This is a genomic window from Ruegeria marina (assembly GCF_900101475.1).
Lineage (GTDB): Bacteria > Pseudomonadota > Alphaproteobacteria > Rhodobacterales > Rhodobacteraceae > Ruegeria_B > Ruegeria_B marina.
Window position 1 is genome coordinate 159,429 of the sequence record NZ_FMZV01000007.1, and the last position, 13,112, is coordinate 172,540.

The window sequence follows — 13,112 nt, forward strand, 5'->3', positions numbered from 1 at the left end:
CCAGGGGCCGGGATACCGCGCTTCACAGGCGCGCTGCCTTCTGATCCGCCACGTTTCTGACCACCAACTCCTTGTAGAGCGCCCGGATGCGCATCATCACCGGCCCAGCGGCGCCATCGCCGATCTGCTTGCCGTCGATCGAGGCTACCGGAGTCTGCGCGCCGAACGTGCCGGTCAGAAACGCCTCGTCCGCGCCATAGGCTTCGTAAAGCGAGAAGTTCTTCTCGAACACCGGTATGCCGTTGTCGCGGCACAGGTCGATCACCTTTTGCCGGGTCACCCCGTTCATGCAGTAATCCCCCGTCGAGGTCCAAACCTCGCCCCGCCGCACGATGAAGAAGTTGCAGGCATTGGTCGTGTTGACGAACCCGTGCGGGTCCAGCATCAGCGCCTCGTCCGCACCGGCCTGTTCGGCCTGCAAGCAGGCGATCACGCAGTTCAGCTTGGAATGGCTGTTGAACTTGGGGTCCTGGCTGTGCGGCAGGCCGCGCACCTGCGGAACCGAGGCCAGCCGGATGCCTCGCCGCTGCACGTCCTCGGAAGGGCGTGAATGCTCGACGATCGCCACGATGGTGGGACCCCATTTCGACAGGCCCGGATGCTGGAACGGCTTGGCCTTGCGCCCCCGGGTGATCATCAGCCGGCAATGCGCGTCACCGGTCATTCCGTTCGCCGCTGCCGTCCGGTCAAGGATCTCTCGGATCTGCACAGGCGTCTTGCCGATGTCCAGCGACACAGCCTTGCACGAGTTGAACAGCCGGTCCATGTGCTCATCGAAGAACGCCCATTCCCCGTCATAAAGCCGCATCCCCTCCCACATGCCATCGCCCAGCATAAAACCGCTGTCGTAGACCGAAACCTTGGCGTCGTCCTTGTGGACCAGGTCGCCGTCCACATAGATCAGGATATCGCGGTTGCGTATGTCTTCCTCGGCGTCATGGGTCGTCTTGCCGGCGGCATGGGGATCGGTGGTCATCTGTCGTCCTGCTGACTGGTCGCGGCAGAGCTTAGGAGGAGGTCCGGCAATCCGCAATGGCATCGGCCGGCACCCGGCAAATTTGCAGTTCGCGCTTTCGCGACTACAAATTAGGATGACATCCAAGTGAACCCGGATCATCAATCGCGGACATGCCGATCCTCGACTACACGCATAACCTTTGGCTGGTCGCCGCATCCCTGTGCGTTGCGATGATCGCAGGCTTTACCGGGCTTTCGCTGACGCAGGGCCTGTCCAAGCGCAGCGTGAACCAGCGCAAGCTGGCGATCTCCATGGCCGCCATCGCGCTCGGCGGCGGTATCTGGTCGATGCATTTCGTGGCCATGCTGGGCCTGCAATTGCCGATCGAGTTCTATTTCGATGCAACCGTCACGCTGATTTCGGCGCTGGTCGCCATCCTGGTGGTGGGCGTCGCCTTGCTGCTTCTGCATTTCCGCCGCCGAACCCCGGCCACCCTGGCGGGCGCAGGCATCATCGTCGGACTTGGCATCATCGCGATGCATTACATCGGCATGGCCGGATTGCAGCTGTGCCGGCCGCTCTATTCCCCCGGCGGCATCACCCTGGCCGTGCTCGGGTCCTGCGCGCTCAACATCGCAGCCTTCTGGATCGCCTATGGCCGACGCAACCACCGCAACATCCTGCTGGGAACCGTGTGTTTCGGAACCGCTGTCTTCGTCGTGCATTTCGTAGCGATCTGGGGCACCGCCTTCGTCGCCACCGGAACCGAAACCGAAGTGGGCCCGATGATCGGCAAGGAAGTCTTGGCGATAGGCGTCGTTCTTTCCAGCTTCGTGCTTTGCGCCGCCTTCCTGCTGACCGGAATATCCTTTGTCACGCCAATACAGGCCGCTCTGGCGCCCGACACCGATATCCGGCAGCAGCCCGCCAAGGACATGATCGCACCCAAGTTCGCCCGCCAGATCCCCTACGAACAGGACGGCCGCACGCATTTCTTCGACGCCGGGTCAGTCGCCGCCATTCGCGCCGAAGGGCATTACACCCATATCTACGCGCAAGGGAAAAGGTATTTCTGCGTCTGGTCGATCACCGAGGCGGAACGCCGGCTCGATCCGGCCACCTTTACCAAGACCCACCGCAGTTACCTGGTCAATCCCGCCTATGTCGAGAGTTTCGAAAGGCTCAAGGACAATGGCATCTGCCACATGAACCTGCCCGGCCTGCCGCGCGTGCCGGTCAGCCGGGCGCGGCTCAAGGCGGTGCGCGAAGTGCTGGGCGTCTGACCGCAAAGGGTTCGCATTTCGTGTGCCGCCTTTCGCATTTCGTGCACAAACCCTCTGTATTCGGGTGAATCCTGTCGCCGACTTGTGCGACCCATAGCAGCCTTCCCCTGCCAGAACTCGGCCTTGCAGGGGAGGACAAGCAAGATGATACCGGCGGCGTTCGACTATTATCGGCCAAAGGACATGGGCGGTGTGATCGCCCTGCTACAGGAACACGGCGACGATGCGCGCGTCATGGCGGGCGGGCACAGCCTGATCCCGATGATGAAGCTGCGCATGGCCGAAATCGCGCATTTGATCGACTTGCAGGATGTCGCTGGCCTGGACGGGATTACCGTTGAAGGCGGCCGGATCACGCTGGGCGCCATGGTCACACAGCATCAGATCATCGACAGTGCCGCACTTCTTGCCGCGGCCCCGATCCTGCGCGAGGCGGCCTTGCAGATCGCCGATCCGCAGGTGCGCTACATGGGAACGGTCGGCGGCAATGTCGCCAATGGCGACCCGGGCAACGACATGCCGGGGTTGATGCAATGCCTCGACGCCACATTCACGCTGGTCGGACCAGATGGCAGCCGCGAGGTCGCGGCCCGCAGCTTCTATCACGCCGCTTACATGACCGATCGGGACGACAGCGAAGTTTTGACCTCAGTCAGCTTCGCCGCACCGAGGGGCGGCTATGCCTACGAAAAGCAGAAGCGCAAGATCGGCGACTATGCCACCGCGGCCGCTGCGGTGCAGATCGAGAAGAACGGCGATGTCTGCGCAAGCGCATCCATCGCGATGACCAACCTCAGCGATACACCAGTCTGGTCGAAGGCGGCCAGCGCCGCACTGGTCGGCACCACTGTGGATGACGCGGCCATCGCCGCCGCTGTTGCCGCCATGCAGGCGGACATCGAACCGGTCGAGGACAATCGCGGCCCCGCCGCTTTCAAACGCCACGCCGCCGCAACCGTGCTGACCCGCGCCATCCGCCGCGCCTGGGATCGCGCGTAAGGAGGAATGAGATGCCCAAGAAGATGCATATCGAACTGACCGTGAACGGCAAGTCCCATGAATTCCTCGCCGAACCGCGCGAGTTGCTGATCCACACTCTGCGCGAAAGGTTGAACCTGACCGGCCCGCATATCGGCTGCGAAACCTCGCATTGCGGCGCCTGCACGGTGATCGTGAATGGCAAGTCGGTCAAATCCTGCACCATGTTCGTGGCCCAGGCCAACGGCGCGGACCTGACCACGATCGAGGGGCTTGGCACACCGGACGCGCCACATGTGCTGCAAACCGCGTTCCGCGAGCATCACGGGCTGCAATGCGGCTTTTGCACGCCGGGCATGATCACCCGCGCCAGCAAGCTGCTGGAGGAGAACCCCAACCCGACCGAAGAAGAGATCCGTTTCGGCATGGCCGGCAATCTCTGCCGCTGCACGGGCTATCAGAACATCGTGAAATCCATCCTTGCCGCTGCAAGCGAGCTGAACGCCGCGAAGGAGGCCGCAGAATGAACGACATGACCCCCGAAAGAGAAGAGCGCGTCGCCGGCCTCAAGGGCCTTGGCTGTTCGCGCAAGCGCGTCGAGGATGCCCGGTTCACCCAGGGCAAGGGCAACTATGTCGACGACCTGAAACTGCCCGGCATGCTGCACGGTGACTTTGTACGCTCGCCCTATGCCCATGCCCGCGTGAAATCCATCAACACCGAGGCCGCGATGGCGCTTGACGGTGTCGTGGCAGTGCTGACGGCCGCCGATCTGGCCCCGCTTGGCCTGCACTGGATGCCAACACTGGCCGGCGACAAGCAGATGGTGCTGGCCGACGGCAAGGTGCTCTTCCAGGGGCAGGAGGTCGCCTATGTCATCGCGCGCGACCGCTATGTCGCCGCCGACGCGGTCGAACTGGTAGAGGTCGAGTACGAGGAACTGCCGGTTCTGACCGACCCGTTCGAGGCGTTGAAATCCGATGTCGTCCTGCGCGAGGATCTCGATCCGGCCGCGCCCGGCGCCCACGGCCCGCGCAAGCATCACAACCATATCTTCACCTGGGAAGCCGGGGACAAGACCGCCACCGAACAGGTATTCGCCGAGGCAGACGTGGTGGCCGAGGAGATGATCTATTACCATCGCACCCACCCCTGCCCACTGGAAACCTGCGGCTGCGTCGCGTCGATGGATAAGGTGAACGGCAAGCTGACGCTGTGGGGCACCTTCCAGGCGCCCCATGCGATCCGCACCGTGGTCTCGCTGATCTCGGGGATAGAGGAACACAACATCCGCGTGATCTCGCCCGATATAGGGGGCGGGTTCGGCAACAAGGTCGGCGCTTATGCCGGTTACGTCTGCTCTGTCGTCGCCTCGATCGTCACCGGCCAGCCGGTGAAATGGGTCGAGGACCGGATGGAAAACCTGATGACCACCGCCTTTGCCCGTGACTACTGGATGCAGGGCAAGATCGCCGCCACGAAGGAAGGCAAGATCACCGGCCTGTGGTGCCACACCACCGCCGACCATGGCGGGTTCGACGCCTGCGCCGACCCGACCAAGTTCCCGGCCGGGTTCATGAACATCTGCACCGGCTCCTACGACATCCCCACCGCCTATCTGGCCGTTGACGGTGTCTATACCAACAAGGCGCCCGGCGGCGTGGCCTATCGCTGTTCCTTCCGGGTGACCGAAGCGGCGTATTTCATCGAGCGGATGATCGAGGTTCTGGCGATCGAGCTGAAGATGGATGCAGCCGAGTTGCGCCGCATCAATTTCATCCGCAAGGACCAGTTCCCCTACCAGTCCGCGCTGGGGTGGGAATACGACTCGGGCGACTATCACACCGCCTGGGACAAGGCGCTGACCGCCGTCGGCTATGACGCGCTGCGCAAGGAACAGGCGGAACGGGTCGAGGCGTTCAAACGGGGCGAAACCCGCAAGCTCCTGGGTATCGGCCTGACCCATTTCACCGAGATCGTCGGCGCCGGCCCGGTCAAGAACTGCGATATCCTGGGCCTCGGCATGTTCGACAGCTGCGAGATCCGCATTCACCCGACCGGCAGCGCCATCGCCCGGCTGGGAACCATCAGCCAGGGCCAGGGCCACGCGACCACCTTTGCCCAGATCCTCGCCAGCGAGATCGGCATCCCGGCGGATTCGATCACCATCGAGGAAGGCGACACCGACACGGCGCCCTACGGTCTTGGTACCTATGGCAGCCGCTCGACCCCGGTTGCCGGTGCTGCAAGCGCCATGGCAGGCCGCAAGATCCGCGCCAAGGCTCAGATGATCGCGGCCTACCTGCTCGAGGTTCACGACGACGACGTCGAATTCGATGTCGATCGCTTCGTGGTCAAGGGCGCGCCCGAGCGGTTCAAGACGATGAAGGAAATCGCCTTTGCCGCCTATAACCAGGCGATTCCGGGCATCGAACCGGGTCTTGAGGCGGTCAGCTACTACGACCCGCCCAACATGACCTATCCGTTCGGGGCCTATATCTGCGTCATGGAGATCGATGTGGATACCGGCGAGCATCAGATCCGCCAGTTCTATGCGCTGGACGACTGCGGCACCCGGATCAACCCGATGATCATCGAAGGCCAGGTCCACGGTGGCCTGACCGAGGCGCTGGCCATCGCGATGGGTCAGGAAATCGCCTATGACGACATGGGCAACTGCAAGACCGGGACACTGATGGACTTCTTCCTGCCGACCGCATGGGAGACGCCGCATTACACCACCGATCACACGGTCACGCCCAGCCCGCACCATCCGATCGGCGCCAAGGGTGTGGGCGAAAGCCCCAACGTGGGCGGTGTCCCGGCCTTCTCGAACGCGGTACATGATGCGTTCCGCGCCTTTGGCCTGCGGCAAAGCCACATGCCACATGATCATTGGCGGATCTGGAAAATCGCCGATGATCTGGGCCTGCACGGCTGAACAGTTGACAGGGTGGGCAGCACTGCCCACCCGTTTCCCAACGCGAGATCGCACATGAGCTGGACCGATCTGCAATCCGATATGGCAAAACAGGGCTACGTCGCCTCCGACGACCTCGCGATGGCCGTGCATCTGGCGCTGATGCTGGGACGTCCCCTGTTGATCGAAGGCGCGGCGGGCGTCGGCAAGACCGAGATCGCGCGTGTGCTGGCTGCCATGCGCCAGACTCAATTGATCCGGCTGCAATGTTACGAAGGGCTGGATGCCGCGCAGGCCATCTATGAATGGAACTATCAGCGACAGTTGCTGGCCATCCGCGCCGCGGCAGAGGACGGCCAGACCGGGCGCGCGGTCGAGGATCGGCTGTTCTCCGACGAGTTCCTGCTGGAACGTCCGCTGCTGAAAGCGATCCGCCAGACGGAACCGCCGGTGCTCCTGATCGACGAGATCGACCGGGCGGATGAAGAGTTCGAAGCCTATCTTCTCGAAATTCTGGCCGACTACCAGATCACGATCCCCGAGATGGGTACAATATCAGCGACCACGCGCCCGGTGGTGATCCTGACCGCCAACGGCACACGCGACCTGTCGGACGCACTGCGACGGCGGTGCCTCTATGCGCATGTGGACTATCCCGATCGCGCAACCGAACTGGCCATCCTGCGCGCGCGACAACCGGGGATCGAGGCGGTGCTGGCCGGCCAGATCGTCGGGTTCGTGCAATCCTTGCGCAAGGAAGAGCTGGAGAAAACCCCCGGCATCGCCGAGATGCTCGAATTTGCCGCTGCCCTGATGGGGCTCGGCCTGTCCGACATTACCGGCGATCCCGTCGCGTTGCAGGCGGCCCTTGCGACCTTGCTGAAAACCGAAACCGACCGGGCAAACATCACGACCGAGGTGGCCCAGCGGCTGGCGGGCCGCGCCGCATGAGCCGGGTCACCCGTTTCGCCGCCAGAGACCCCGGCCCGGCGGCGCGGCTTTCGGGTTTCATGGCGCATCTGCGGGCCAACGGTTTGCGGCTGGGTGTGATGGAGACCGAACTGGCCCTCAGGGCTCTCACCCATGTACAGGCCGCCGACCCCCGCCAGACCCGGCTTGCGCTCCGCGCCGTCTGCACCGGCAGCGCTGAAGAGTCAGATCGGTTCGACGATCTCTTCGACAGCTACTGGATGAACGGCGGGCGGGTGGTGCAAAAGGCGATACCCAACCCCAAAGAACAGGGCCAGGACAGCGTTCATTCCTCTCGCGCCGCCGATGGCAATACCCGCGCCGCCGGTGCAGGCAAGGCCACCGCGCCCGACGCGGGCACGGACGAGGCAGAGCACGGCGGAACCGGCAAGCTGGTCGCCAGCCTGACCAACAGCCTGATGAAACGCGATCTGCGCGACCTCGTGCAGCCCGAGGAGATTGCCCAGGCCGAAATCCTGGCGCGGCGTCTGGGGGCCGCCCTGCGCGACCGCCTTTCGCGGCGCCGTCGCGCGGCCCAAAAGGGTGACCGCATCCATTTTCGGCGTCTCATGCGGCAATCGCTGGCCACCGGCGGCGAACCGCTGCGCCTTCCCCGCAAGCACCGCCCCGACCGGCCGATGAAGATCGTCGCCCTCTGCGATGTTTCCGGTTCGATGACCCTTTACGCACAGGTCTTTCTTGCCTTCCTTGCCGGTCTAATGCGCAGCGACAGCACGGCGGATGCTTACCTGTTTCACACCCGGCTAGTCCGGATCACCGAGGCGCTGCGCGACAAGGACACGCTGCGCGCCCTGGGTCGGTTGTCGCTGATGGCCGACGGTTTCGGCGGCGGCTCGCGCATCGGCGCATCGCTGGACCGGTTCGCCCGGACCTATGCCAGGCGCTTCGTGAACCGTCGCACCGTCGTCCTGATCCTGTCTGACGGATACGACACCGACGCGCCCAAGCGGATCGGGTCCGCGTTGTCGGCACTTCGCAACCGCGGCTGCCGGATCGTCTGGCTCAACCCGCTCAAGGGCTGGACGGGATATGCGCCGGTCGCCGCCGGCATGCAGGCTGCCCTGCCCCATCTCGACCTTTTCTACCCCGCCAACCGGCTTGCCGATCTCGCCGCCCTGGAACCGGAGTTTGCGCGCCTATGATCCCTGCGGAAATCCTTGACCACGAACTGGCCAGCGTCACTGAAACGCTGCGTGCATCGGGCGCTCCTTTCGCGATTGCGACCGTGATCCGCACGCTTGGCCAAACCGCTGCGAAACCCGGCGCCAAGGCCCTGCTTTCTGCCGAAGGCGACATCCTGCATGGCTGGGTCGGCGGCGGCTGTGTCCGTGGTGCCCTGGCGCGGGCCGCCCGTCAGGCGCTTGCCGAAGGCATACCCCAGCTCATATCCCTGATGCCCGAGGATCTGCTGGCCGAAAAAGGGCTTGCCGCGGGCGAACAGGCCGACGGCACCCGGATCGCCCGCAACGGATGCCCGTCGCGCGGTTCAATGGATATCTTCGTCGAACCCATCCTGCCCCTGCCCGAGCTGGTGATCTACGGCGCCTCGCCGGTGGCGCAGGCGCTGGCCCGGCTGGCGCCACAGTTCGACTGGAACGTGACCCGGGCCGACCCGGCGGCGGCCCTTCCCGACAAGACCGAAGGCGCGCGCCGCATGATCGTCGTCGCGACCCAGGGCCAGGGTGACGCCCCGGCGCTCAAGGCCGCGCTGGCGGCGACGGCCGAACACCTGTGCTTTGTCGGCAGCCGCCGCAAGTTCGCCGCCCTGCGCACCAAGTTCGAAGCCGACGGTACGGATCCCGAAACGCTCGACCGGGTGAACGCTCCGGCCGGTCTGGCCATCGACGCCGTCACGCCGGAAGAGATTGCTCTCTCGATCCTCGCCCGGCTGATCCAGCAACGCCGCCACAAGACGCGCGAAGCAAGATCATGAGACGCCTTCACGCGCTGTTGCAGCGGCTTGTCCGCCATGCCGAACCAACGCCTGAACAGGCAGAAACCCTCGCCCGCATCACGTATCCCTGCTGCTGAGAAGGAATCCCAATGGAACTGTACGATCAGGTCACGATCAACGCGCCCAAGGAACATGTCTATGCCGCTTTGAACGACCCCGAAATCCTGCGCCAATGCATTCCCGGTTGTGAGGAATTGATCAAAAAATCCGATGCCGAGCTTGAAGCCAGGGTCCTGCTCAAGATCGGCCCGGTCAAGGCACGGTTCAGCGGGACCGTTGAACTGGACACCTCCGGCGCGCCGGATGCGTTTTCCCTGACCGGACAAGGCAATGGCGGCGCCGCAGGCCATGCCAGGGGCGGGGCCGATGTCACCCTCGTTGAAAGCGATGGCAAAACCGTCCTCACATATCAGGCCAAGGCCGAAATCGGCGGCAAACTGGCGCAACTCGGCAGCCGACTGATCCAGGGCACGGCAAAGAAACTGGCCGCCAGCTTCTTTCAGAAACTCGCCGAGGTGGTCGACAGCGTCGATGCCTGAAAACCAACCGGCAACAAGCCAGTTGCCAATTTGATCAAAAAGCGGCATCTACCATGGGAATCCTTTCGGAGCCTCCCATGGTACAGATCCAAGGCACCATTGCCGGCATTTGCAGCAACCGTATCGACGCCCTCGCCCGGCAAGAAAAGGAACGCTTTGCAGCCGCCCGCCCCCGGACACGCGCCGCGCTGGACACCGGCGCGGATCACTTTCTCGACGGCGTCCCGATGCATTGGATGCGCGACTGGCCGATGCCCTTTCCCATGCTGGTGGCCGAGGCGCGCGGCGCCCGGCTGACCGACATCGACGGACATGTGATCGATGATTTCTGCCTTGGCGACACCGGGTCGATGTTCGGCCATTCGCCCGAACCGGTGGCGCAAGCGATCCGCACGCAGGCAGACATCGGGCTGACCTACATGCTGCCGACCGAGGCTGCGCTTCGGGCAGCCTCCCTCTTGACCGAGACATTCGGGGACTTCCGCTGGCAGATCGCCACCACCGCATCAGACGCCAACCGGTTCGCCCTGCGCATTGCCCGCGCGGTCACGGCAAAAGCCAAGGTGATCGTGTTCCACGGCTGCTATCATGGCGCGGTCGACGACTCGATGGTGGAACTGCATCAAGGCCAGACCCGGACCCGTCCCGGCCTTGCCGGACAAGTCACCGACCTTGCCGGACTGGCGATTGCTTGCGAGTTCAACGACCTGAACTCGGTCGAGTCCGCGTTGCAGACAGGAGAAGTTGCCGCCATCCTGACCGAACCGGTCATGACCAACAGCTGCATGGTCTTGCCCGAACCTGGGTTTCTCGACGGGCTGCGCGCGCTGGCCACGCAATATGGCGCGCTTCTGATCATCGACGAGACACATACGCTGTCATCGGGCCTTGGTGGGTACACCGGCGTGCACGGGCTCGACCCCGATATTTTCGTTGTCGGCAAATGCGTCGCGGGCGGCATGCCGACGGCGGTCTGGGGCCTGCGCCCGGCCGTGGCCAAGGCCTGGCGCACCTATGACGATACCCGCCCCGGCGGACATTCCGGCATGGGCACCACCCTGTCGGCGAACCCGATGCAATTCGCCTGCCTCGCCGCCACGCTGTCGCAGGTGATGACAGCCGAAGCCTATGCCCATATGGAGACCGGCGCCGAACGCCTTGCCAGCGGGCTGGCCGACAGTATCGCCCGGCATGGCGCGCCCTGGCATGTGGTGCGTGTCGGTGCGCGGGTGGAATTCATCTGCGCGCCCGGGCCCCTGAAAAACGGAACCGAGGCCGCGACCGCCCACAAACCAGAACTCGAAGCCGCGATCCACACCGCTCTGCTCAACCGGGGCTGCCTGATTGCGCCCTTCCACAACATGATGCTGGTCAGCCCGGTCACCTCGAACGAACAGATCGACCGCCTGATCGCCGCCTTCGACGATATCCTGACCGAACTTCTGGCCTGAGGACAATGACCATGACCACCCCCTGCCCCTCGGGCGCAACCCTGGCCGAAGCCGAAGCCTTTCTCGAAGCCAACCCGGATATCGAGGCGGTCGACATCCTCCTGCACGATTCCAACGGCATCGGGCGGGGCAAGATCATCCGCCGGCATGAACTGGCCTCGCTGTACAAATCCGGCCGCCACATGCCGATCTCGATCCTTGGGCTCGACATCTGCGGCGAGGATGTGCACGAAACCGGTCTGATCTGGGACCAGGGCGATGGCGACCTGCGCGCCTGGCCCATTCCCGGCACGCTCAAGCGGCTGCACAACACCACGCCGCCCCGGGCCGAGGTGTTCATGTCGCTCTACGAACTGGACGGCTCAAGGATGACCAGCGACCCGCGCCATGCGCTCGCCCGTCAAGTCGAACTGCTCGCGTCCGAAGGGCTGAAACCAGCAGGCGCATTCGAGCTGGAGTTCTTCCTGCTCGCCAACGAACTGGATGCCGACGACAAGGCGCAGCCCGCGCGCGACGTTCTGGATGGCCGCCGCTCGCACAAGACCGAGGTCTATTCGGTCGATCACCTGCACGGCATGCTGCCGCTGTTCTCCGATGTCTACAAGGCCGCCGAACTGGCCGGGATCAGGGCCGAGACCCTGATCTCGGAATATGCGCCGGGACAATACGAACTGACGCTGCATTACCGCGAGGACGTGTTACAGGCCGCCGACGACCTGATCCGGCTCAAGCGGATCGTGCGCGCGCAGGCCCGCGCCCATGGCGTGACCGCCTGCTTCATGGCCAAGCCGGTCGAGGAATACGCCGGCTCGGGCATGCATTTCCACGTCTCGCTCCAGAACCGTGACGGGCGCAATGTCTTTGCCGAAGAGGAAGAGGGAAACTGGACCGAAACCATCCTGCACGCGCTTGGCGGGATGCGGGACACGATGGCCGAATCCATGCTGGTCTTTGCCCCGCACGCCAATTCCTGGCGACGGTTCGCCAACCAGAGCTATGCACCGGTTTCGACCAACTGGGGCGTGAACAACCGCTCGGTCGCGCTGCGCATCCCGGCGGGCGACATCCGTGCGCGCCGGATCGAACACCGCCCTTCGGGCGTGGATGCCAACCCCTATCTGGTCGCCACAACCGTGCTTGCCGCCATCCGCCACGGGATGAAGAACCGGATCGATCCGGGTCCCGAGACCACCGGCAACGGCTACGCAGAAGGCGAGGACGACCGCATGCCGCGCGACTGGCGTACCGCCATTGATGCCGCGCGCAACTCGGCCTTCCTCAAGGACGCGCTTGGCGAGGACATGCATCGGACATTCGTGGCCGTCAAAGCCGCCGAATACGCGCGAGTCAGCCGCACGGTATCAAAGCTCGATTTCGACCTCTACCTGCACACCGTCTGAGCCGTCGCAGGTTCGTAGAACTGTAGGGCGGTCGGGATGCCGAGATCGGAGTGATCTCGACTGCCCGCTGGTCGAAGAGACTGGCCTGGACTTCAAGCAAGGATCCCCTTGGCCCTTTAAATTTCGCAGGCTTGTCTCCATCTTGATGCAACATTCCGGCTGACCTGGTAAATTTATCGCGCATGTCCCCCCTTGCCCATATCGTCGCGCTTCCGGTGAGAGCCTATCGGCTGGTTTTCAGCCCCTGGGTCGGGTTCAACTGCCGGTATCAGCCAACCTGCTCGGCATATGCCCTGGAAGCGCTGGAAAAACATGGCGCGCTTCGCGGCGGTTGGCTTGCGGCCCGCCGCATCGGGCGATGCCATCCTCTGGGCGGAGACGGTTACGACCCGGTTCCCGATCCCGACGAAAAGTAGTTGTTTCCAAGGTCTGGCAGCCGTCAGGTCTGCGCAAACTGCTCCCAAACCGTGATCACTGACAAGCTCTGGGCAATCCATCGGATTTGCACCGGTCCCGCCGGCGTGTTCCGGCTGCGCAGGGCCGTGTCGCCATAGTTCCTTGCGCACACCGTATCCCCGTCCAAGCCGGGTGTTTCATCGAAGCGAAACGCCTGCACTTCATGTCAATCGGCGGCTGTCT

Annotated in this window: 12 protein-coding genes; 11 read left to right on the forward strand and 1 reads right to left on the reverse strand. The window is 63.9% G+C overall.

Translation table 11 applies throughout. From position 1 onward, the window contains the following. Positions 1 to 22: 22 nt before the first annotated feature. Positions 23 to 976 carry an aminotransferase class IV gene (locus tag BLT75_RS11965; RefSeq protein ID WP_093031573.1) on the reverse strand — a complete coding sequence of 318 codons (954 nt, stop codon included), beginning with the start codon at positions 974 to 976 and terminating at the stop codon, positions 23 to 25. Positions 977 to 1,128: 152 nt separating this feature from the next. On the opposite strand from BLT75_RS11965, the gene BLT75_RS11970 reads away from it, so the two are divergent. The 11 genes from BLT75_RS11970 to yidD all read left to right on the forward strand — a co-directional run bounded on the left by BLT75_RS11970 (position 1,129) and on the right by yidD (position 12,889). Beyond that, positions 1,129 to 2,241 (forward strand): MHYT domain-containing protein, encoded by a 1,113-nt coding sequence (locus tag BLT75_RS11970; protein ID WP_093031576.1) that lies wholly within the window; start codon positions 1,129 to 1,131, stop codon positions 2,239 to 2,241. 144 nt (positions 2,242 to 2,385) lie between these two features. Then, complete coding sequence (locus BLT75_RS11975; RefSeq protein ID WP_093031579.1) at positions 2,386 to 3,240, forward strand: FAD binding domain-containing protein; 855 nt, start codon at positions 2,386 to 2,388, stop codon at positions 3,238 to 3,240. Between the two features lie 11 nt (positions 3,241 to 3,251). Continuing rightward, positions 3,252 to 3,746 (forward strand): (2Fe-2S)-binding protein, encoded by a 495-nt coding sequence (locus tag BLT75_RS11980; RefSeq protein WP_093031582.1) that lies wholly within the window; start codon positions 3,252 to 3,254, stop codon positions 3,744 to 3,746. Further along, positions 3,743 to 6,160, forward strand: coding sequence for an aerobic carbon-monoxide dehydrogenase large subunit (locus BLT75_RS11985; protein WP_093031585.1), 2,418 nt, complete (start codon positions 3,743 to 3,745; stop codon positions 6,158 to 6,160). Before BLT75_RS11980 ends, BLT75_RS11985 begins: the two co-directional genes overlap by 4 nt. A gap of 54 nt (positions 6,161 to 6,214) precedes the next feature. After that, a complete protein-coding gene (locus BLT75_RS11990; RefSeq protein WP_093031587.1) occupies positions 6,215 to 7,090 on the forward strand; it encodes an AAA family ATPase in 876 nt (291 codons plus the stop codon). After that, positions 7,087 to 8,271 carry a vWA domain-containing protein gene (locus tag BLT75_RS11995; protein ID WP_093031590.1) on the forward strand — a complete coding sequence of 395 codons (1,185 nt, stop codon included), beginning with the start codon at positions 7,087 to 7,089 and terminating at the stop codon, positions 8,269 to 8,271. Before BLT75_RS11990 ends, BLT75_RS11995 begins: the two co-directional genes overlap by 4 nt. Then, the gene (locus BLT75_RS12000) at positions 8,268 to 9,062 is read left to right on the forward strand and encodes an XdhC family protein (protein WP_093031593.1); all 795 of its coding nucleotides are present in this window, start codon (positions 8,268 to 8,270) and stop codon (positions 9,060 to 9,062) included. The genes BLT75_RS11995 and BLT75_RS12000 overlap by 4 nt, the downstream gene beginning before the upstream one ends. Positions 9,063 to 9,172: 110 nt before the next feature. Continuing rightward, complete coding sequence (locus BLT75_RS12005) at positions 9,173 to 9,622, forward strand: SRPBCC family protein (RefSeq protein ID WP_093031596.1); 450 nt, start codon at positions 9,173 to 9,175, stop codon at positions 9,620 to 9,622. A 77-nt stretch (positions 9,623 to 9,699) separates the two neighbouring features. Next, positions 9,700 to 11,073 carry an aspartate aminotransferase family protein gene (locus BLT75_RS12010; protein WP_093031599.1) on the forward strand — a complete coding sequence of 458 codons (1,374 nt, stop codon included), beginning with the start codon at positions 9,700 to 9,702 and terminating at the stop codon, positions 11,071 to 11,073. Between the two features lie 11 nt (positions 11,074 to 11,084). After that, on the forward strand, positions 11,085 to 12,473 hold the full coding sequence (locus tag BLT75_RS12015; RefSeq protein ID WP_093031769.1) for a glutamine synthetase family protein: 1,389 nt from the start codon (positions 11,085 to 11,087) through the stop codon (positions 12,471 to 12,473). A 182-nt stretch (positions 12,474 to 12,655) separates the two neighbouring features. Then, positions 12,656 to 12,889 (forward strand): membrane protein insertion efficiency factor YidD, encoded by a 234-nt coding sequence (gene yidD, locus BLT75_RS12020; protein ID WP_093031603.1) that lies wholly within the window; start codon positions 12,656 to 12,658, stop codon positions 12,887 to 12,889. The last annotated feature ends 223 nt before the right edge of the window (positions 12,890 to 13,112 follow it).